The organism is Streptomyces sp. NPDC040589 (genome assembly GCF_055594445.1).
This window is the reverse complement of sequence record NZ_JBVIWP010000002.1, coordinates 257,216-276,875: the sequence shown is the minus strand read 5'-3', so window position 1 is coordinate 276,875 and position 19,660 is coordinate 257,216. Positions and strand designations below refer to the sequence as shown.

Below are 19,660 nucleotides of genomic sequence, written 5' to 3'. Positions count from 1 at the left end.
CCGCCTGGCAAGCCGCCTCTGGTTTTCCGTTCGCTACGGCAGCTCGAAGCCGAGTGCCCGCGCGGCCTCCTCCGGTGTCGGCTGAGCCCAGCGCTCCGCCATCGCCAGATTGGACGACAGCGAACGCGGCTCGGCCCGGTCCAGATACAGGACGCCGTCGAGGTGGTCCGTCTCGTGCTGCACGATCCGTGCGGGCCAGCCGGAGAACACCTCGTCCAGCCCGCGCCCGTGCTCGTCCTGCCCGGTCAGCCGCACCTCGGCGTGCCGCGCCACCACCGCCTGCCAGCCCGGCACGCTCAGACAGCCCTCGAAGAACGCGGCCCGCGCGTCGCCGACCGGCTCGTAGGCGGGATTGACCAGCACCCGGAAGGGCTGGGGCACCCGCCCGCGCGCCAGACGCACGTCCTCCGGCACCGGAGCGGGGTCCTCGATCACCGCGATCCTGAGCGGCACACCGACCTGGGGCGCCGCCAGGCCGACCCCCGGCGCCGCGCGCATGGTGACCCGCAGGGCCTCGATGAACCGGGCCAGCAGCGCGGGCTCCAGCTGACCGTCGTACGGCTCGGTGCCCCACCGCAGCACCGGGTCCCCGGCCGCGACGATGGTCAACGGGGCGCCGTCCGCGAGGAGTTCCTCGACCCGCTCGGCCAGCGGTACGCGATCACTCGGAGTTCCCATCGCGTCAGGATGACACGGCACACTCCCCGCTCACGTGACGCACGTCACACACGCTCGTCGGGAACTGAACGCCACTCCGCCCCGACTACTGCACCGCAACACCACCACAGTCCCGCAAACGACGACCACCGCAACGGCCAAGAAGACGTCCCCCGGAGAAGCCCGCCGATGACCACCGCTCCCTCGACCACCACGGACGAGGCCCCGCAACCAGCCACCCCGGCACCCTCGAAGAGCAGTTGGGCCCCCTTGCGCCCGCTGGTCCTTCGCCTGCACTTCTACGCCGGGGTGCTGGTGGCGCCGTTCCTCCTCGTCGCCGCCGTCACCGGCCTGCTGTACGCCGCCTCCTTCCAGGTCGAGAAGGTCGTGTACGACCACGAACTGACCGTCCCCGTCGGCGAGCGGAAGCTGCCGATCAGTGAGCAGGTGGCCGCCGCCCGCAAGGCCCACCCCGAGGGCACCATCTCGGCCGTACGCCCCTCACCCGAGGCGGACGCGACGACCAGGGTCATGCTCTCCGGCGTCCCGGGCGTCGACGAGGGCCACGCGCTCGCCGTGTTCGTCGACCCCTACACCGCGAAGGTGCGCGGCTCCCTCGAACAGTACGGCTCGACCGGCGCGCTGCCGCTGCGCACCTGGATCGACGAGTTCCACCGGGATCTCCATCTGGGCGAAACAGGGCGGTACTACAGCGAGCTTGCGGCCAGTTGGCTGTGGGTGATCTCGGCGGGCGGGCTGGTGCTGTGGTTCTCCCGCCGCCGGGCCCTGCGCAAGGTGCGGGGGACGAACGGACGGCGCCGCACGCTCGGACTGCACGGCAGTGTCGGCGTGTGGGCGGCGGCCGGGTTCTTCTTCCTCTCGGCGACCGGTCTCACCTGGTCGGCCTATGCCGGGGCCAACATCGACGAGCTGCGCACCTCGCTGGGGCACGCCACCCCGTCGGTGTCGGCGGCGGCGGGCGGTGAACACGCCGGCCATGGCTCCGCTGCCGGCCAGGCAGGAGACGCCGCGCACGGCGTGGGTCTGGACAAGGTCCTGGCGGCGGCGCGGGCCGAGGGCCTCGGCGACCCGGTGGAGATCGTGCCGCCGGCCGACGCGACATCGGCGTACGTCGTCAAGCAGGTGCAGCGCAGCTGGCCCGAGAAGCAGGACTCCGTCGCGATCGACCCGGCCGACGGCGAGGTCATGGACGTGCTGCGGTTCGCCGACTACCCCGTGCTCGCGAAGCTCACCCGGTGGGGCATCGACCTGCACACCGGCATCCTGTTCGGCCTGGCCAACCAGATCGTCCTGATGCTGCTGACTCTCTCCCTGATCCTCCTGATCGTGTGGGGCTACCGCATGTGGTGGCAGCGCGGCCGCGGCTCCGCCTTCGGCCGGCCGATCCCGCGCGGCGCCTGGCAGCAGGTCCCCCCGCAGATCCTGGTCCCGCTGCTGGCCGGCGTCGCCGTGCTCGGCTACTTCCTGCCGCTGTTCGGAATCCCGCTGGCGGCCTTCCTCACCGTCGACATCCTGCTGGGCGAGATCGCCTACCGGCGGGGACGGCGATCGTACGGAGCCGGGACGCCCGCGCGGTAGCGGACGGCCCTCTGTTACCGGTGCCCGGCTCCATGGGGAGCCGGGCACCGGTCGTATCACCGACAGTCAGCGCTGCTCGAAGTCGCCCGCGAGCGCCGAGGCGATCCGCAGATGCGACTCCGCCTCCTCGTACCGCCCCTGCCGCTGGAGCGTGCGGCCGAGCATCAGGCGGGCATAGTGCTCGACGGGGTCGCGCTCGACGATCGTCCGCAACTCGGTCTCCGCACGCCACAGTTGGGCCGAGTGGTAGTAGGAGCGCGCCAGCAGCAGCCGCGGCCCGGTCTGCTCGGGCACCTCCTCGACCAGCCCGACCAGGACCCGCGCGGCGGCGGCGTAGTCCTTGGCGTCGAAGAACAACTGCGCGCGCTCCCAGCGCTCCGCCGGTGTTCCATGGGCGTAGTACGTGGCGTCGTAGGTCGTGTTCACTCGGGGCCTCCTTCGAGGCCGACAACCAGGCCGGTTGGTTCAATATTCCACTACCCGGGCGGGCCTGGCGGGCTTGGGCGGGCCGCTACTCGGCCAGGGTCGCCAGCTCGGCATCGGCCCGCTCGGTGATCAGGCTCAGCACCCGGCCGACGACGGCCAGGTCCTCCGCCGGAATGCCGTCGTAGATCCGGGCGGTGAGGGGTGCCGTCTCGCCGGAGGTCCTGTCGTAGAGCTCCCGCCCGGCATCCGTGATTCGCACGCCCGGCACCTCGTCCGGGGCCAGCAGCCGCGCGGCGATCAGCTCGTCGATCACGCCGTGCGCCTCCGCCGCGTCGATCTTCAGTGCGCCGGTGACCCCGTCGACGAGCTGATCGCGCCCGACCGGGCCCTCGGCGACGGCCGCGAGGCGGAGGGTGACGGACTGCTGGAAGGTGACGCCGTGCCGGGCCAGTACGTTCTCGAGGATCGCCCGGCCGGCGTAGTGGGCCAGGGCGATGACGCGCGGGCCGACCAGGGGTGTGCTGGTGGTCATGACTGCTCCGTCTCGTTCTCGCTGGAGAGATCAAGAGGTGCGTCGAGCAAGGCCGTCAGGTCGCGCGTGAACTCCCTCGCACGCGCGCTGTCGAGACCGCCGAGCGGCTCCAGAAGCTGCTGAAGCAGCCCGTGTACGACGGTGATCGCCCGCGCGGTGACGTCACGCCCCTGCTCGGTGAGCGCGAGCTGCACCGCGCGCGGGTCGCGCGGGTCCCGGGTGCGCTCCAGGAGGCCGGCGGCCTCCCCCGCGCGGGCGAGCTTCGACACGTAGAGCGGCTCGAGTCCGGTGTGGTCGGCGAGGCGGCGCTGACTGGGCCGTTCGCCCGAACGCCGCAGGCCGTACAGCGAGGCCATGAGCGAGTACTGCGCATGGGTCAGCCCCAGCGGGGCGACGGCCCGGTCGACGGCCACCCGCCACTTCATCGACAGCCGCCACACCAGGAAGCCGGGCGTCGCGCCTTCGGAACCATTGCTCATGCCGATACCGTACATGGCTACTATATACATGGCTACTATATTCGGAAGGTGCGCGGGGCTTGACCGCCCGGATGACGCAGTGGCGCAGGGACGCACTGACGCCAGGCCTCCCGCCGGACTAGGTTGTGGCCATGAGCAATCTTGAGCGCGAGTCGGCCCCCGCTCTGTGCGGTGGCCGGGGCTTCGTGGTGGCGGAGCCGGTGCGTGAACTCCTCAGCCCTCGGCACGTCAAACTGGGCGAGTCCAGCGAGGTCCGCCGGCTGCTGCCCAACCTCGGCCGCCGTATGGTCGGGGCCTGGTGCTTCGTCGACCACTACGGCCCCGACGACATCGCCGACGAACCCGGTATGCAGGTGCCGCCGCATCCCCACATGGGTCTGCAGACGGTGAGCTGGCTGCACGAGGGGGAGGTGCTGCACCGCGACTCGACCGGCAGCCTCCAGACGATCCGCCCGCGCGAACTGGGCCTGATGACCTCCGGCCGGGCGATCAGCCACTCCGAGGAGAGCCCTCGCTCGCACGCCCGTTTCCTGCACGGCGCGCAACTGTGGGTCGCCCTCCCGGACGGCCACCGCCACACCGACCCGCGCTTCGAACACCACGCCGACCTGCCGGTCGTCACGGCACCCGGCGTCAAGGCCACGCTGATCCTCGGAGACCTCGACGGCGCGACCTCGCCCGGCACGGCGTACACCCCGATCGTCGGCGCCGACCTGTCCCTGACCCGAGGTGCGGACGTACGCCTCCCCTTGGAGCCGGACTTCGAGTACGCCGTCCTGACCATGTCCGGCGAGGCCCACGTCGACGGGGTCCCGGTCCTGCCCGGCTCGATGCTCTACCTCGGATGCGGCCGACGCGAACTGCCCCTGCGGGCGGAGTCGGACGCGGCCCTGATGCTCCTGGGCGGCGAGCCGTTCGAGGAGGAGTTGATCATGTTCTGGAACTGGATCGGACGGTCGCAGGAGGAGATCGTGCAGGCTCGGCAGGACTGGATGGAAGGGACACGGTTCGGCGAGGTGAAGGGCTACGACGGCGCCCCGCTGCCTGCTCCTGCGCTGCCTCCAGTGCCGCTTAAGCCGCGCGGAAGGGCTCGCTGACCTGCAGGAATGGCTTACGGGCTGGTGGCAGTCAGTCGGCCGGCCGTCCTGCGTTGTCCCTCACAGGTTTCTTGCGGGTGCTGTGCGGGTGGGTGTGGTGTAAGCTGGATGGGCTGTGCAGTCCCTGTCGAGGGTATGTCCATCTGTGGTTGGCCGTGGCAGGACAGACGCTTGCCCGCCATCGACCACGCCTGGCACGGCAGGGAGGCGGTCAGCCCGGGAAACCGACCGGAGAAGATCCAGACGGTATAGCGGGCGACATCGGTCTGGATCCTCAACTGAACGACTCGAGTCCGGGTTTTGCAGGCCCAGTTGTCCCAGTCCAGGCCGATGTCCCGGGCCCTGGGGACGGTGAGGGCGTGGCTCCAGCCGCCGGGGCCGGCGAACAGGTCGAGGATGATCCGCCTCGCGAGGCTGGCTCGGAATTTGTCTGTACCGGCTCGGCTTCGCCACGGCAGGCCCAGGGAGAGCAGCCGTCGACCACGCCCTTCTCCAGCTCCGTCGCAGCGGTTCGGGCGTCCAGTTGCTGCTGGCGGGCGGCCGATTCGGCGGCAGTGACGTGGCCGATCGGGGTGGGCGAGCGGTTCCCGGGAGCGGTGCAGGAACGCCTGCCCGAGCAGTCGACCCGCCGCAAGAAGGCACTCCCCGGTGCGAAATACTCTCCCGATGAGGTCACGCACTTCCCCGGTCAGCCAGCCGATCACGATACGGAGGGCCGTCGCGCGGGATGCCAAACGGCTCACGCGGCTCGTGCGTGGCTCAGGCGCCTACGAGGGTAAGTACGCAGCCGCAGTCGCGGGCTACCGGGTCGGTCCTGATTACATCGAGGCTCACCGCGCCTTTGTGGCCGTCGGCGCCGACGAGCATGGAGGCCGGGTCCTCGGGTTCTACTCGCTCGTCCTCGCTCCACCGGAGCTCGACCTGCTGTTCGTCGCCGACGAAGTGCAAGGACGGGGTATTGGACGGCTGCTCGTGGAACACATGCAGTCCGAGGCCCGTGCTGCCGGGCTCGACCGTCTCAAGGTCGTGTCGCATCTTCCCGCCGAGGACTTCTACCACCGCGTTGGTGCGGTGCGGACCGGGACCGCGTTCGCGAACCCGCCCGCTGTGCCGTGGGACCGTCCCGAATTCGAGTTTCGCATTTCTTCGGAATGACGCGGTGTGCCGGTTCGCGGGGCACCGGCTTCGCCTGCATGGTGGCCGTCTTGCAGGAGCCGCTGGACGCCGCGCGCTCCCGTGTGTGCCGTCGACTCTGCCCTGGCGGGGGGATCGCCTGCGCCGGCGGCCGCCCCCGGCGACTTCCTCGCCTCCGACACTCCCAGAGCGTTGAGCTCGTCCATCAGCCTCTCCCGCTCAGGTGGCCGAAAACGAGAATGCAAAAGTACCGCCTCCGGCCCGCTTGTCAGCAGGGGTGGTGTGCCCCCCCCCGTTTCGGGCTGCTCGTACAGGTCGCGGGCGGCAGTCTGGTGTGTAGGTCGTCTGGCAGGGCGGTTTTGCCGATGAGTTCACCGTCCTCGAACTCGGGGACCGGGGCGGCACCGCGGATCCTGCCCAGCATCGGTGTCGACGACGTCGACGAGACGCTCGGCCGGGTGGAGGCGCTGGGCGGCTCGGTCCGCGGCGCCCCCAACGACATGCCGTGGGTACAGCGCGTCGCCCACATCCGGGACCCCGACGGCAATCCGGTGAACCTCACTCAGCCGATCCCGGCCCGGTGACGCTGTTCCGGGGGCATGTGCTGATCGTGGTCTACCTGCGGTAGAGGTCGATTGTCGGTAGTGGCCTCGATGTTCGTCAGGACGAGCAGCGCGCCGAACAGGTGGGTGGCGCGGGCGGGGTCAGTACGGAGCTTGGTGAGGATCCGTCACTTCTCCAGGTGGGCAAAGCCGCGTTCGACGGGGACGCGTCCGGCGGCCAGAACCCGGTTGGCCTCCTTCTCGGCGGATGCCAGCCTGCGGGCGCGGGTGGCCTTGCAGCCGGTGACGACCACGGGTCGTCCCCGTCGTCGTCCAGGCCGAGGAAGCCCAGGTCGGCCAGGGCGCCGAGGCCGGCAGCACGCAGGTGGGCCAGGATGCGGTCGAGGCGGGCGGCGGTGATGTCGTGGGTGCGGTAGGCCGACGCCTGGGCAGTGAGGCGTCCTTCGCCGCGCTGTGCGGGGTCAGCCCTGTCGAGCGTTCCTCGGGCAGCCGGCAGTACCGCCGCCTCAACCGTGGCGGCGACCGACAGGCCAACGCCGCCCTGCACCGGATCTGCAGACTCGCCTGCGCTTCGACCCGCGCACCCAGGACTACTACGAACGCCGCAGCAAGGAGGCCAAGATCCGACGCGAAATCGTCCGATGCCTTAAACGTTACGCTGCCCGGGAGGTCTTCCACCTGGTCAGGCCCGCACAGTCAAGCCGCCCCGTTATAGGGGCAGTGTGCGACGACGAAGTCCCGCCGGCGTGCCGGCGGGACTTCTGTGCGCAGAGGGCTACGACGGGGTGCAGCGTCCGGCGAGCGCGCACCGTTGTACTCCGGCTCTCCGCTTTCGAGCACGCGGAGCAAGGAGCGGTGACGATACGCGTGCCAAGGCCGACGCGTAGCACGCGGCACGGAAACTCCCCGCGACGCACCAGGTCGCAGCCCTTCGCCCGAGAGGCGGCGCTGGCGTGCGCCGTGGCAGCTCATCCGCCGGCCGGTGTGGCACCCACCGCTGCAGCAGATCCTCAGGCGGTCAGTGCGGGAGTAGTCGTACCGCGGGATCTGGCCCCTCAGCATGTCGATACGAGCTGCTACCCCTGCCGAGCGGCGTCTTACGGAAAGCCGCGTACGTCGTCCGCCCCTGGGAACTCTGGTGCAGTTGGCGACTATTCCTGAAACGTTGCACTCCGAGTGAATTAATATCTGTTCCCGGGAGGTCAGATTTTGACGGACCGTGCAGTGGGAGTTTTTGTAGCGAAGAGCAGAGTGGAATCATCCGACGCACACGGGCCGTTCCGGCGTGCTACTGTCTATCTCAGTTGCAGTTGTGGTTCCCGAAACTTCAAGTGCCCCCACCAGGCTTCTGCCGGTCGGGAGCACTTTTGTATTTCCGGTCATTTCCGGGCGGGGTGATCATCGCGGCGACACGGCGTTCGCGCAGTGCGGATGCCGATGCACTGCCCCAAAGGAGATATGACATGGCTGCTGGTACCGTGAAGTGGTTCAACGCGGAAAAGGGCTTCGGCTTCATCGAGCAGGACGGTGGCGGCGCCGACGTGTTCGCCCACTACTCGAACATTGCCGCGCAGGGCTTCCGTGAGCTGCTCGAGGGCCAGAAGGTGAACTTCGACATCGCGCAGGGCCAGAAGGGCCCTACGGCCGAGAACATCGTTCCGGCCTGACGCTCACGCGCAATCCGTAGCTGGGGCCCGCATCCTTCGGGGTGCGGGCCCCAGCTGCACGCGTATCCCGCAGCGGCTTTCACCCGCGGGCCGACCCGGAGGAATCCGCAGTACCACCACAAGCGGTTCCTCCCTCAGGACGCAGACGCATCCTGAAGCGCTGCACCGCAGCCGGTGCCCGGATCGCAAGGTCCCCATCGCGTCACTCATTTCAGCACCTGCGCCCGCGGATGTTTTCGCCGGCCAGATCTGCTTTCTTTTGCCACCGGTCCATACTTGTAATTCTCCGTGCCATTCATCGCAGCGGGAATTCCTTGATATGTGCCGCATCGAGGAAGGTTCCGCATGAACCGCACGTACACCAACGACCGCCCCGCCCGCTCCCGTGACGGCCGTGCAGACGCCGGAAGGGGCGGCAGCGGCTACGGCTCGCAGGCACCGCGCCGTACCGGCGCCCCCGTCCGCTCCGGCGGTTACGGCCGTCGGCCCGCCGCAAGGCGAGGTGAGTTCGCGCTACCCAGGACGATCACCCCCGCGCTGCCCCCGGTCGAGGGCTTCGCCGATCTCGACATGCCCGAGCAGCTGCTGGCCGAACTCGGCAGGCAGGGTGTGACCGCACCGTTCCCGATCCAGGGAGCGACGCTGCCGAACTCCTTGGCGGGCCGTGACGTGCTGGGCCGCGGCCGCACCGGGTCCGGCAAGACCCTGGCCTTCGGCCTCGCCCTGCTCGCCCGCACCGCCGGACAGCGTGCCGAGCCCCGCCAGCCGCTGGGGCTGATCCTCGTACCCACGCGTGAGCTGGCACAGCAGGTGACCGACGCGCTGACCCCGTACGCCCGCTCTGTGCGGCTGCGGCTGGCCACGGTGGTGGGCGGCATGTCGATCGGCAGGCAGGCCAGCGCGCTGCGCGGCGGAGCCGAGGTCGTCGTCGCGACCCCGGGCCGGCTCAAGGACCTCATCGACCGCGGCGACTGCCGGCTGAACCACGTCGGCATCACCGTGCTGGACGAGGCCGACCAGATGGCCGACATGGGCTTCATGCCCCAGGTCACCGCGCTGCTCGACCAGGTGCGCCCGGAGGGGCAGCGGATGCTGTTCTCCGCCACTCTGGACCGCAACGTCGACCTGCTGGTACGCCGCTACCTGACCGACCCCGTCGTGCACTCCGTCGACCCGTCGGCCGGTGCGGTCACGACGATGGAGCACCACGTCCTGCACGTCCACGGCGCCGACAAGCACGCCGCCACGACCGAAATCGCCGCCCGCGACGGCCGCGTGATCATGTTCCTGGACACCAAGCACGCCGTCGACCGGCTGACCCAGGACCTGCTCAACAGCGGGGTGCGGGCTGCCGCGCTGCACGGCGGCAAGTCGCAGCCCCAGCGCACCCGCACGCTGGCGCAGTTCAAGACGGGTCACGTCACTGTGCTGGTGGCGACCAATGTCGCGGCGCGCGGCATCCACGTCGACAACCTCGACCTGGTCGTCAACGTCGATCCGCCGACCGATCACAAGGACTACCTCCACCGCGGCGGCCGTACCGCCCGCGCTGGCGAGTCCGGCAGCGTCGTCACGCTCGTCACCCCGAACCAGCGCCGCGGCATGGTCCGTCTGATGTCGGACGCCGGAATCCGGCCGCAGACCACCCAGGTCCGCTCGGGCGACGAGGCCCTGAGCCGGATCACCGGAGCTCAGGCCCCGTCCGGCATCCCGGTCGTCATCACCGCACCGGTGGTCGAACGCCCCAAGCGCGGCGCCACCTCCCGAGGCCGCCGCCGCCCCGCCTCGGCGACCAGGCGCACCCCCGTACGCCAGTCCGGCTTCGGCGCGGTGGCCTAGAACTTTCGTGATCAGGAAGCCCGCCCATCTCTGCAGGAGGCACCTTGTGACGCTGGTTCAGCCGCAGCCCCGCCCGGCGGACGCCGACTCCGTGCACAGGACGGCGGTGGAGGTCATGGACGCGGCCGGACCGCAGGTCTGTGACGACATGAGCGTCGAGGTGGCGCTGGCCGTCATGGCCGCCGCCCGCACGGTCCGACTGGTCGTCTGCGACCAGGACGGCCAGTGCACCGGCCTGGTCACCCGGACCGAACTCGCCGCCGTCCGCGACAGCTCCGACTACACGGACCGGGTCCGCCTGCGCGACATCCTCGGCGACCACGGCTCGTTCGCCTCACCCGTGACGACGATGGCCGAAGCCGAGCACGCGATGCGCACCCGCCGGCTCGGTGTCCTGCCGGTGGTCGACGAGCAAGGCAGCGCCCTGGGCATCCTCGCGCTCTCCCGCTGAAACACCTCGCCCCTGGCCGGACCGTTCTTTCCTTCTCTCTTAGAGGCCACATGCGCTGCGTCATCGCCCGCTTCCCCTTCGAGCTCACCAAGAGCGGCGTGCTGGAATCGATGAAGGGCATCAAGCCCGAACCGGTCACCGGCGAATCGGTGATCATCGGCCGCCGCCACTACCCCGTCAAGCAGGTCGGCCAGGTCATCACGCGCCAGGACCGCCGCGACTTCAGCGCCGCCGAGGTCCTGCGGGCCATGGCTCAGCTCGGCTTCACCTGCCGCGCCGTTCCCAAGGCACCGCCTCTGGGCATTCTCAGCCCGATGCAGCACGCCTCCGCGATGCTCGGCACCCCCGTCACGGTCTGACCGGGTAATCAGACACGAGTCGACACCTGACCAGCAGTGTGGGCCCGATCGGTACGCCGGTCGGGCCCACACTGCGTGCAGCCGTTTCCTGTCGCCGTCGCTCAGTGGTCGGAGTAGCTGAAGTCGCCCACGGTCCAGGCATTGACGTCCTCGATCGCAACCCGGTACATCCCGCCCGTCTCCGGGATCCCCACCGTGCCCTGCAGGATCCGGGCGACATGGAAGTGCAGATGCGTGGGCGGCCCGTCCCCCTTCAGGGGGGCGTCGAAGACGGCGGCGAACTCGCCCAAGCGGGCGGAATCCCTCAGCACATCCGACACCCTCTGCCTCCACACCGCTTCGGCAGCCAGCCGACCGGTGATGACAGCGCCACGGGTGACCACGGTCAGGGACATCTGGTTGCTCTGGCCGGACTCCACCAGGGTGGCGACGTCAACCAGCAGCTCGTCAGGCTTCGACATGTGTCGGACTATATTCGTTGGCCATCCGGCTGCTTGAGCGGTGACGCTGCCGGGCGATGAAGGCGCTCACGGTTTTGCCGCCGGAGGCCCGGCGGATGACCGCCGTGGCGTGGGCGAGGTCGGTGACCATGGGCCAGCCGAAGCCGCCGGTGCCGCCGTGCAGGTCAGGGGTGCGCATGCGCGGCACATGCCGGCTGGGATCGTGAACGGCGACCTCGATGGTGTCGGGGTGCGCAGTCAGTTCCAGTGTGCAGCGGCCCCCTCCGTGGCGCAGGGCGTTGGTGACGAGCTCGGACACGACCAAGACCACAGTGTCCGCCGCGTCAGGAGCCACGGCCGGCTGCTGCAAACCTTCGAGGAAGGCCCGTGCCGTATCGCGTGCGTCGGCAATGGCTGTGGTGGAACGGACGGCTGCGGCGCTGGCCATCACCGTGATCATCAGGGTCACCCTGGTCTCTGAATCGTTCACGCCCCTGCCCGTGCCTACCCAACCCCTGTGCCCCGCCCCTCCACCTGACAACCCCGCAGAGCCCCAGTGCTTGCCTGAAGGGGACGGAGGACCACAGTCGACGCATGACGGCACCTGCTGCCGTGAGCTCGTGTCTCCGCAGCCCGCGGACTGCTCGAGTCAGGGGCCGTGCCGGTTCGCCACCAGCTGCTCGATCATCCCGGGATCGTCGAGGGCGGCGCAGGGCCTTCTGCCACGCTCGTCAACGGCCGACCTGGGGAGCGTCACGGCTGGAAACGTCCGTGCGGGTCGGTGGGGTGCTTCACGAGACGCGGTGTTGGCCGGTGCCCGCCGACGGTAGCCGCAGCGCAGTCGGCGACCTCCCGCTCAGCCCGACGTGCTGCGCGGCGGTGGGTCACTGTGAGCGCCGGACTGAGCCTCACAGCTGCTTGAACCATCCATGGACCGGTCGAGGCGGACTGGCCGAGGCGGAGTACCTCATCTTCTAGCACGCGGAAATCTATACCCGCTGGAGTAGACATTGGCCGACGGTGTGGTTAAGGTTTCTGTCGTAGCCGAGATCAAGAGAGGCCCGGCAGAGATGAACTGCCGGGCAGCAGTACGCAGTTGCAGTTCGCAGGACGGTGCGGTGGTGGAGTTCCGAAGCCAGAGCGGTTGCAGGACGGCGACGGGACTGACGACCGGACCGGGTGGCCCGCAGTGATCAGGGGCCGCCATGAGCAGCACCGCAGTGGCAGTGCCAGTAAGTGAAGGTTCGCAGTACCCAGCAGTGAAGTCAGTGAGCAGTGCCTCGGTGAAGGCGTCGGCTGCGGACGCGCGCACCGGGAGGTTCGGCAGTGGGGTTCCAAGCCAGAGCAGACGCAGGACGGGCGACGGGGCTGGCTGCCGAAGAGTGGCGCTGTTCGAGGCCACCAGCAGTGCGCAGTTCCGTTAGTGAGTAGTTGATCAAGAGGGAAGAACGGAGGAGCCGAGCGCCATCAGGATCGCCCGGGCGGAAGTCTTGGACCCGGGTACCGCAGGACATCGATAGTGAGGTGGTCTCCGGTCAAGCAACCGCGATCCCCGCGCCCCCGACAGCATCTCGGTCGGGTCTGCGGAAACAGAGGGCCGGTGCAGTATCAGGGCCGGCAGATGGTGTAGTAGTTCCTTCGGGGCCCTGGTGCCAGTACGGCGCCAGGGCCCCTCCACGCGTTCCACAGAGAGGTGCAATGACAGCAGACGACACGTTCGGCCGTCTCGATGACGACGACTACCCCGCCTACACCATGGGACGGGCCGCCGAGATGCTCGGCACCACACAGGGCTTCCTCCGCGCCATCGGCGAAGCCCGCCTCATCACTCCGCTGCGCTCCGCAGGTGGCCACCGCCGCTACTCCCGCTACCAGCTGCGCATCGCCGCGCGCGCCCGGGAACTCGTCGACCAAGGGACCCCCATCGAGGCCGCCTGCCGGATCGTCATCCTCGAAGACCAGCTTGAGGAAGCCCAGCGTCTCAACGCCGAATACCGCCGCGCCGCCGAATCGGCGAACCCAACGGCAGCAGCATGAGATGAGCGTGCCCGTCCGGTTCGGCGGGCACCGCACGCACGGTCTCGGTGTACGGCGTGATCATTTCCTATGGTGACGCCGTGTGTGGGCGTGTAGCGTCTGCGTCAGCTGTCGTGGTTCGGAATTCCCTCTTGCCCACGCCTTCGGTGTGGGCGTTTTGCTGTGCTGTGCCGCAGGAACCAGGACGATCACCTCCGTCTGCCACATCGAGTGGAAGGCGTTCATCGACTGGAAGGCATGAGACATGGCTACGGGAACTGTGAAGTGGTTCAACGCGGAGAAGGGCTTCGGCTTCATCGCCCAGGACGGCGGCGGCCCGGATGTCTTCGCGCACTACTCCGCGATCAACTCCACAGGCTTTCGTGAGCTGCAGGAGGGCCAGGCCGTGACGTTCGACGTCACCCAGGGCCAGAAGGGTCCGCAGGCCGAGAACATCAACGTGGCCTGACCTCGCAGACCTGCCCGAGAGATCGCGCACGCCGCGTCCAGGTGGCCGGCGCCCCTGCGGGCCCTGCCACCCACCCGGACGAAGGCGCCTGCTCTTGTGCCGGGCCGGCAGGATCAGGGGCCGCGCAGCAATGGCTGCGCGGCCCCTGACCTGTGGAGGCCCCGGGGCCGGTGCGACATCGGCCCGGATCTTCTTCCTGACCTCAGTCGCCGGCGTCCTCGGGAACGGGAGCCGCATGTCCTGCGCGGCTGCCGTGCGGCTCGAAGGAGCCGACGCTCAGACGCACGTCCAGGCGTCGAGGAAGGCTTTCCGTCCAGCCGGTGACCAGCGTGGTGAACAGAACCAGGACTAGGGCCTGCGTCCCGGAGCTGAAGTCGTTCATCTCGCCATCCCCGCGTGCCGGCCGGCGGGGACCGCCCGCTCCCTGACGGCGCGGGCCAACGGATCCAGAGCGTCGTGCGCTGCGCCCGTACCAGGAGACCGCCGCGAAGGTGACGACGAGTTGGAGAACGGGAAAGGATGCTTCAGGCGGCCCCTCACTGCTGGCCGACGAACCGGACACCGGTACCTTCGACCTCAACCTGATCAACAACGACGTCTTCTTCGCGAACACCGCCTACGACTACATGGTCATCGAGGACCTGTTCGCGGAGCTGCCCGAGGCCCTGGTGAACCCCGCCCGCCGCAAGACCTGGATGGCGGAGTTCCTGACCCGCCGGGGCACGCTCACCGACCCGGACGGCTGGCTGTGGGACGAACTGTTCGCCATGCTCTCGTTCACCACCGTCCCGCGCAGAAATCTGCTGTCGTACACCTACAACAGCATGGGTGCCTTCCGGTACGGCGATCACATCGCCAAGATCCGCACCGTGCCGACGGCCGCGTCCCTGGCCGCTCTCACACACCAGATCGTGGACGTGCGCGCGGACAACGAGGCGTTTCGCCGCACCCTGGTTGCCGAGGCCGCGGAACGGGACCACTCCTTCGAGCTCCAGGTGCAGCTCAACACCGATCTGGCGCGCATGCCGGTGGACAACACCTCCGTGAAGTGGTCCGAAGAGTTGTCGCCCTGGGTGACCGTCGCCCGTGTGGACCTCCCGCGTCAGGACATCGGCGGGGACGACAACGTGACGGCCGCCGACGCCACGTCGATCACACCCTGGCGCTCACGAGAGGCGCACCGACCCATCGGCGAGATCCAGCGGGTGCGCCAGGAGGTCTACCGGCGCTCGTCCATCGAGCGGCACCGCATCAATGGACAGCAGCGCCGCGAACCGGTCAGCAGCGCGCACCTGCTCGGCTGAGCCGGCCGAGTCGCGTCCCGCCACCCGCACCGACCGCACTCGGAAACGTCGGTCGATCTGGTGAGACCGCCCTGCCCCTGCACGTCTGGCGCACCGCGGCGGGTCGAGGGTGAGGCCGTCGTGGTCCGGTGGTGGAAGCGGGAATGCCCACGGTCCGGCCGAATGCCGACCGCCTGTGCGCAAGACGGTGAGCGGCGGGTTCGGCCGGGGTGGGGCGGGCGGCGCAGTGACCCGGTCGTGGGGCGGGCGTACCAGGCCGCGGGAGCCCGGGATCAGTAGCCGTAGATCATCTTGTAGGCGACCTCGGGGAGAAACTGCCCGGCCGAGGAGCCGCCTCCGACGCCGCAGTTGCCGTCGGATTCGCCCGGAACCTTGATCCACAAGAGCATTTCGGCGCCTCCGCCCAGCTGGGTGGGGGTGCCGATGCGGCGGCCTGAGGGGTTGCACCACTGGCCGTTGGAGCCGTTGCCGTTGCGGCTGGTGTCCACGACGAACGGCTTGGTGTAGCCGTAGCGGGAGCTCAGTTCACGGTTGACGGCGTTGCCGTAGGCGGTGTTCTCGGCGGTGGCGACGTAGTTGGAGATGTTGAGCGAGAAGCCGTGGGCCTGTCGGACGCCGGCTTCGTGGAGGCGCCGGGCCATGGTCGCCGCATCGGCCCAGCGCGGATTGCCGGCGTCCATGTAGACCCAGGTGTTGGGGGCCTGACGGCTGAACTGGGCGAGGGCGCCGGTGAGCATTCCCTCGCGTTCGTCGATCTGCGCCTGGGTCATGCAGCCGTAGTCCCCGAGGGAGTCCGGCTCGAGGATGACGACGGCAGGACGGTTGGCGATCCCGCCGGCGAACTGGGCGATCCAGTCGGCGTAGGCGGACGGCGAAGCGGCTCCGCCCGCGGAGTGCCCGCCGCAGTAGTCGCGGTTGTAGATGTTGTAGGCGACGAGGAGGGGCAGCTTGTCGACGCGGTCCGCCGCTCCCACGTACCCGCCCGTGGCGGTGCCGATGGTGCCGCTCCAGGAGCCGAACCAGCGGGCCATCGGGGTGTTGGCGATGGAGGCGTTGATGGCGGCGGCTCGGCCGTCGCCGGGATTGGCGGCGGCCCACCTCTTCGCGCTGGATTCGGGGTCCACGTAGAACCCACTGGTCATGGTGGTCGGGTCAGCGGCGTGGGCGGACGGTGCTACGGCGAGCGCCAGCGGCAGAGCTGAGAGCGCTGCGGCCAAGGCGCGGAGTCTGCGGCGCATGACTGAACCTCGATTTCCTGGCAGAGGGCGTCGCATGCTCTGGTCCCGAGCGTGCGGCCTGAGCAAGAGCGGTGTTACGACCTGATCTTGGGAGCGCTCCCACTGGAAGCGGTCCCAACGGCACTGGAAAATCGTTCGGGAGCTGTTCGGTATGGTGTTGCGGGGTAGTTGAGCTGTCAAGGGTCGATGTGCAACGCGATTCGGATGGCGAGAACAAGCCTCAACGGCCACGAAAGTGGAAGCGGTTCCAGCCTTGCGGAGGTCCGATCGTGAGGGAAGGCTCGTGGTTCATGGCAGACGGTGCGCCGCGTCGGCAGCCGACGCTCGACGAGGTGGCCGAACGCGCCGGTGTCTCCCGCTCCGTGGCCTCCCGTGCCCTCAACAACGCTCCACATGTCAGCCGTGCCAAACGGGAGGCGGTGGAACGGGCTGTCCGGCAACTCGGTTATGTGCCCAATCCGACCGCCCGTGCTCTGGCCACCCGTCAGACGGGAGCGGCCGCCCTGGTCGTGTCGGGAGAGGATCCGTCGATCTTCGCGGATCCGTTCTTCGCCCAGGTGATCGTGGGGGCGTCGACCGCTTTGGAGGAGGCCGATCTGCATCTGATGCTGTGCCTGGCCGCTTCCGACCGGGGCCGCAAGCGGGTTGAGGAGCTCTTCCGGTCCAAGGGTGCCGACGGCGTCATGCTGATGGCGCTGCGCGAGGACGATCCGCTGGCCGGCATGGCCGAGGAGGCGGAGATGCCTGTCGTGTTCGGAGGGCGCCCGGTCGGTTCGGCTCCCCGGTGGTATGTGGACGTCGACAACGTCGGCGGAGCGCGCGAGGCGACCGAGTACCTGGTTTCGCGCGGCCGGACTCGCGTGGCTGCGATTTGCGGGCGTCTGGACACCGGGGCCGGGCGCGCCCGGTACCGCGGCTACCGGGACGCCTTGCTGGCGGCCGGCCTCGATCCGTTGCCGCCGCAGGAGGGGGACTTCACGGAGCCCAGTGGAGCCGCCGCCATGGCCGTTCTGCTGGCGAACCACCCCGACTTGGACGGGGTGTTCGCTGCCAACGACAACATGGGGGCGGGGGCGCTGCGCACGTTGCGCGCGGCCGGCCGGGCGGTCCCAGCCGACGTCGCTGTGGTGGGCTTCGACGACCTGACCGTTGCCCAGGTCGCCGATCCGCCCCTCACCACCGTTCATCAGCCCATAACGGCTCTCGGACGGGAGATGGCGCGCATGCTCGTCACGCTCATCAACGGACACGACCCCACCCCGTTGATCCTGCCCACGCGCCTGGTCACCCGCTCAAGCGCCTGACGGGCCATGTGGGCGTGGGCCCCGCACGAGCGTCGGGGCCCACGTCGTCAGCAGGTGGAGTTGGTCTGGGTGAGCAGGCCCAGCCGCCAGGGGAGGGTGTTGTAGTCGCCGCTCGCGCTGGGGTTCATGCCTTGGTAGAGGTACTGGAGCCGGCAGGCGGGGATGGTCAGTGTCTGGTCGTGACCGGCACGGACCATCTCACCGTGGCTGATGTCCCTGGTCCAGGCTCCCGAGGGGAAGGTGACGTTGTTCGACCTGGCGAAGGGGTTGCTCTCGGATGCGGCCAGTTGCGTCCAGGAGCCGTCGAGGTCGCTCGTCGTCCAGGAGCGGAAGTAGCGCCGGCCGTCCGATCCGATGGCCTCGACGAGGAGCAGATACTGATCGCTGCCCTGCACCTTGTACACGTTGCTCGCCTCGAACAGGGCGTATTTGGAGTCCTGAGCGGCGATGACGGTGTTGGTGAAGCCGTTCGGGAACTGGCCGACGGTCGTCCGGGAGCGGTACAGGTGCCCGTTGTCGTCGGAGGAGAACAGATAGCAGTTGGTGCTGTCGCAGATCACCCACATGTCGACCCAGTGGCCGTTGCCGATGTTCTGCTTGATGATGTCGGGCATCGACGAGTAGAAGTTGCGCGGTGCGCTCCACCCGTTCGGATTGCTGATGTCGGGGTTGGTGGAGTAGGACGCGTTACCCGTCTGGTACACGAGGTACCACAGGCGTTGCGGCGCGTAGTAGAAGACCTGCGGCGCGGCCCGGTACCCCTTCCCGATGGCGCTGCGGTCCAGATAGTGGTGCGTGGCCGAGCCGGCCTGCGACCAGTCACTGAAGTTCAGGTACACCAGGTTGTATCCGGAGGAGCTCGCGGTACTGGCGAACACGTGGTACTTGCCGTTGTACCGGACGACCGTCGGATCCTTGATCCCGGCGATGTTGTGGGTGGCGTCCGACTTCGGTGAGATCAGCGTTTGGCTGGAACTCCAGGAGAAGCGGGAGGGCAGCGCGGCAGCGGACCGGGGCGAACGGGCGTCGGCCTTCTGCGCTGCGGCCGAGCCACCCATCGAGGTGAGTGCCGACTGGTAGGCCGGTTTCTTGTTGCCGCCGCGGTCGAAGAGCAGGGGGTTCTCCCCACTGCGCCAGGAGTCGCTGTCGCGGATGCCCCAGACGGTGATGCCGGTGCAGCGCGGGACGTTCATGCAGGCCCGCACCGTGTTGGCGTACGCGTTCGGCGGTGCCTGCGCGATGTCGAGTTCGGTGATCTGTACGTCCACGCCGAGGGCGGCGAAGCTCGACAGCGTCGTCCGGAAACTGGCGGGCGGGCCGCCGGCGCCGAAGTGGGCCTGGAGGCCGACGCAGTCGATGGGCACGCCGCGCGACTTGAAGTCGCGCACCATGCGGTAGACACCCTGGGTCTTCGCGGCGTTCCAGTCCTCGATGTTGTAGTCGTTGTAGCAGAGCTTGGCCGCCGGGTCGGCCGACCGAGCTGTGCGGAACGCCTGCTCGATGAACCCGTTGCCCAGCACGTCCCGGAAGACAGAGCTGCGCAGCTGGCCGCTGCCGCCGTCGGCGAAGGCCTCGTTGACCACGTCCCAGGAGTGGATCCGGCCCTTGTAGCGGTTCGCCACGGTGGTGATGTGGTTGTTCATCACACTGCGCAGCGTGTTCGCGTCCCTGATGGAGCTGACCCACCCGGGGAGTTGGGAGTGCCACACCAGCGTGTGGCCGCGCACGCGCTGACCTCGGGCCGCCGCGCGGTTGACGATCTGGTCGGCGGCGCCGAAGGTGAACTGTCCGCGGGACCGCTCGGTCGCGTCCCACTTCATCTCGTTCTCGGGTGTGACCGAGTTGAACTCCCGGTCCAGGATGCCGGTGTACGTGCCGTCGCCGAGCCTGCCGGCAGCCACGGCGGTTCCGAAGTACCGTCCGGACTGGGCCGCTTGGGCGCCCAGCGTGCCGGCCTGGACGCCGTCGGGTGCGCCGGTCGCGGTCCCGGGCGTCGCCAGCGCGGCCGTGGCCAGCAGGGCTAAGACGGAGGCTCGGCGAAGGCCGAGCCGTTTCAGCGGGTTCATGGTTCTCCTCGCATTGGGGG

The 19,660-nt window shown here is 69.1% G+C and carries 21 protein-coding genes and 3 pseudogenes; 13 read left to right on the top strand and 11 right to left on the bottom strand.

Annotation, left to right across the window (positions count from 1 at the left end; translation table 11 throughout):
• Nucleotides 1-33: 33 nt before the first annotated feature.
• Nucleotides 34-678 (bottom strand): peptide deformylase, encoded by a 645-nt coding sequence (locus ACZ58V_RS08280; RefSeq protein ID WP_471289012.1) that lies wholly within the window; start codon nucleotides 676-678, stop codon nucleotides 34-36.
• Between the two features lie 168 nt (nucleotides 679-846).
• Between ACZ58V_RS08280 and ACZ58V_RS08275 the strand changes: the two genes are divergently transcribed.
• On the top strand, nucleotides 847-2,256 hold the full coding sequence (locus tag ACZ58V_RS08275) for a PepSY-associated TM helix domain-containing protein (RefSeq protein ID WP_468185154.1): 1,410 nt from the start codon (nucleotides 847-849) through the stop codon (nucleotides 2,254-2,256).
• A gap of 66 nt (nucleotides 2,257-2,322) precedes the next feature.
• Here ACZ58V_RS08275 and ACZ58V_RS08270 read toward each other — a convergent pair whose 3' ends face one another.
• The 3 genes from ACZ58V_RS08270 to ACZ58V_RS08260 all read right to left on the bottom strand — a co-directional run bounded on the left by ACZ58V_RS08270 (nucleotide 2,323) and on the right by ACZ58V_RS08260 (nucleotide 3,693).
• Nucleotides 2,323-2,682: a tetratricopeptide repeat protein gene (locus tag ACZ58V_RS08270; protein ID WP_189722398.1), complete on the bottom strand. Its 360-nt coding sequence runs from the start codon at nucleotides 2,680-2,682 to the stop codon at nucleotides 2,323-2,325.
• 85 nt (nucleotides 2,683-2,767) lie between these two features.
• Nucleotides 2,768-3,214 carry a MarR family transcriptional regulator gene (locus ACZ58V_RS08265; RefSeq protein WP_471289009.1) on the bottom strand — a complete coding sequence of 149 codons (447 nt, stop codon included), beginning with the start codon at nucleotides 3,212-3,214 and terminating at the stop codon, nucleotides 2,768-2,770.
• A complete protein-coding gene (locus ACZ58V_RS08260) occupies nucleotides 3,211-3,693 on the bottom strand; it encodes a MarR family winged helix-turn-helix transcriptional regulator (RefSeq protein ID WP_471289008.1) in 483 nt (160 codons plus the stop codon). The genes ACZ58V_RS08265 and ACZ58V_RS08260 overlap by 4 nt, the downstream gene beginning before the upstream one ends.
• Before the next feature lie 131 nt (nucleotides 3,694-3,824).
• Here ACZ58V_RS08260 and ACZ58V_RS08255 point away from each other — a divergent pair, with 131 nt between their 5' ends.
• Nucleotides 3,825-4,790 (top strand): pirin family protein, encoded by a 966-nt coding sequence (locus tag ACZ58V_RS08255; protein ID WP_471289006.1) that lies wholly within the window; start codon nucleotides 3,825-3,827, stop codon nucleotides 4,788-4,790.
• 146 nt (nucleotides 4,791-4,936) lie between these two features.
• Here the strand turns inward: ACZ58V_RS08255 and ACZ58V_RS08250 are convergent.
• Nucleotides 4,937-5,191, bottom strand: a pseudogene (locus ACZ58V_RS08250) (DNA cytosine methyltransferase); the annotation flags it as partial.
• A 265-nt stretch (nucleotides 5,192-5,456) separates the two neighbouring features.
• Here ACZ58V_RS08250 and ACZ58V_RS08245 point away from each other — a divergent pair.
• Both ACZ58V_RS08245 and ACZ58V_RS08240 read left to right on the top strand, forming a co-directional pair.
• Nucleotides 5,457-5,945, top strand: a complete 489-nt coding sequence (locus tag ACZ58V_RS08245; protein ID WP_468185468.1) for a GNAT family N-acetyltransferase — start codon at nucleotides 5,457-5,459, stop codon at nucleotides 5,943-5,945.
• Nucleotides 5,946-6,313: 368 nt separating this feature from the next.
• A pseudogene (locus ACZ58V_RS08240) lies at nucleotides 6,314-6,508 on the top strand (VOC family protein); the annotation flags it as partial.
• Nucleotides 6,509-6,654: 146 nt separating this feature from the next.
• Here ACZ58V_RS08240 and ACZ58V_RS08235 read toward each other — a convergent pair.
• Nucleotides 6,655-6,780, bottom strand: coding sequence for a hypothetical protein (locus ACZ58V_RS08235; protein WP_468185471.1), 126 nt, complete (start codon nucleotides 6,778-6,780; stop codon nucleotides 6,655-6,657).
• Between the two features lie 128 nt (nucleotides 6,781-6,908).
• On the opposite strand from ACZ58V_RS08235, the pseudogene ACZ58V_RS08230 reads away from it, so the two are divergent.
• The 5 genes and pseudogenes from ACZ58V_RS08230 to ACZ58V_RS08210 form a co-directional block, all read left to right on the top strand.
• Nucleotides 6,909-7,198: pseudogene (locus ACZ58V_RS08230) on the top strand (transposase); the annotation flags it as partial.
• A 752-nt stretch (nucleotides 7,199-7,950) separates the two neighbouring features.
• Nucleotides 7,951-8,154, top strand: a complete 204-nt coding sequence (locus tag ACZ58V_RS08225) for a cold-shock protein (RefSeq protein ID WP_003973099.1) — start codon at nucleotides 7,951-7,953, stop codon at nucleotides 8,152-8,154.
• A gap of 345 nt (nucleotides 8,155-8,499) precedes the next feature.
• Nucleotides 8,500-9,993 (top strand): DEAD/DEAH box helicase, encoded by a 1,494-nt coding sequence (locus tag ACZ58V_RS08220; protein ID WP_471289004.1) that lies wholly within the window; start codon nucleotides 8,500-8,502, stop codon nucleotides 9,991-9,993.
• Between the two features lie 46 nt (nucleotides 9,994-10,039).
• Entirely contained in the window at nucleotides 10,040-10,444 is a 405-nt protein-coding gene (locus ACZ58V_RS08215; protein WP_471289001.1) for a CBS domain-containing protein, read from the top strand.
• A 50-nt stretch (nucleotides 10,445-10,494) separates the two neighbouring features.
• Complete coding sequence (locus ACZ58V_RS08210; RefSeq protein ID WP_468185480.1) at nucleotides 10,495-10,803, top strand: SCO5918 family protein; 309 nt, start codon at nucleotides 10,495-10,497, stop codon at nucleotides 10,801-10,803.
• A gap of 101 nt (nucleotides 10,804-10,904) precedes the next feature.
• On the opposite strand, the gene ACZ58V_RS08205 is transcribed toward ACZ58V_RS08210, so the two are convergent.
• A complete protein-coding gene (locus tag ACZ58V_RS08205) occupies nucleotides 10,905-11,264 on the bottom strand; it encodes a hypothetical protein (protein WP_468185483.1) in 360 nt (119 codons plus the stop codon).
• Nucleotides 11,251-11,703 carry an ATP-binding protein gene (locus ACZ58V_RS08200; protein WP_468185486.1) on the bottom strand — a complete coding sequence of 151 codons (453 nt, stop codon included), beginning with the start codon at nucleotides 11,701-11,703 and terminating at the stop codon, nucleotides 11,251-11,253. Before ACZ58V_RS08200 ends, ACZ58V_RS08205 begins: the two co-directional genes overlap by 14 nt.
• Before the next feature lie 1,238 nt (nucleotides 11,704-12,941).
• Between ACZ58V_RS08200 and ACZ58V_RS08195 the strand changes: the two genes are divergently transcribed.
• Together ACZ58V_RS08195 and ACZ58V_RS08190 are read left to right on the top strand one after the other, a co-directional pair.
• Complete coding sequence (locus tag ACZ58V_RS08195) at nucleotides 12,942-13,280, top strand: MerR family transcriptional regulator (RefSeq protein ID WP_248511877.1); 339 nt, start codon at nucleotides 12,942-12,944, stop codon at nucleotides 13,278-13,280.
• A gap of 244 nt (nucleotides 13,281-13,524) precedes the next feature.
• Complete coding sequence (locus ACZ58V_RS08190; RefSeq protein ID WP_031104458.1) at nucleotides 13,525-13,728, top strand: cold-shock protein; 204 nt, start codon at nucleotides 13,525-13,527, stop codon at nucleotides 13,726-13,728.
• Nucleotides 13,729-13,930: 202 nt separating this feature from the next.
• On the opposite strand, the gene ACZ58V_RS08185 is transcribed toward ACZ58V_RS08190, so the two are convergent.
• Complete coding sequence (locus tag ACZ58V_RS08185; protein WP_471288998.1) at nucleotides 13,931-14,110, bottom strand: hypothetical protein; 180 nt, start codon at nucleotides 14,108-14,110, stop codon at nucleotides 13,931-13,933.
• 109 nt (nucleotides 14,111-14,219) lie between these two features.
• Between ACZ58V_RS08185 and ACZ58V_RS08180 the strand changes: the two genes are divergently transcribed.
• Complete coding sequence (locus tag ACZ58V_RS08180) at nucleotides 14,220-15,032, top strand: catalase family protein (RefSeq protein WP_471288996.1); 813 nt, start codon at nucleotides 14,220-14,222, stop codon at nucleotides 15,030-15,032.
• Between the two features lie 272 nt (nucleotides 15,033-15,304).
• On the opposite strand, the gene ACZ58V_RS08175 is transcribed toward ACZ58V_RS08180, so the two are convergent.
• Nucleotides 15,305-16,270 (bottom strand): glycoside hydrolase family 6 protein, encoded by a 966-nt coding sequence (locus ACZ58V_RS08175; RefSeq protein WP_468185494.1) that lies wholly within the window; start codon nucleotides 16,268-16,270, stop codon nucleotides 15,305-15,307.
• Nucleotides 16,271-16,560: 290 nt separating this feature from the next.
• On the opposite strand from ACZ58V_RS08175, the gene ACZ58V_RS08170 reads away from it, so the two are divergent.
• Nucleotides 16,561-17,574, top strand: a complete 1,014-nt coding sequence (locus ACZ58V_RS08170; RefSeq protein WP_468185497.1) for a LacI family DNA-binding transcriptional regulator — start codon at nucleotides 16,561-16,563, stop codon at nucleotides 17,572-17,574.
• A 47-nt stretch (nucleotides 17,575-17,621) separates the two neighbouring features.
• On the opposite strand, the gene ACZ58V_RS08165 is transcribed toward ACZ58V_RS08170, so the two are convergent.
• Nucleotides 17,622-19,640, bottom strand: coding sequence for a glycoside hydrolase (locus tag ACZ58V_RS08165; protein ID WP_471288994.1), 2,019 nt, complete (start codon nucleotides 19,638-19,640; stop codon nucleotides 17,622-17,624).
• Nucleotides 19,641-19,660: the final 20 nt, after the last annotated feature.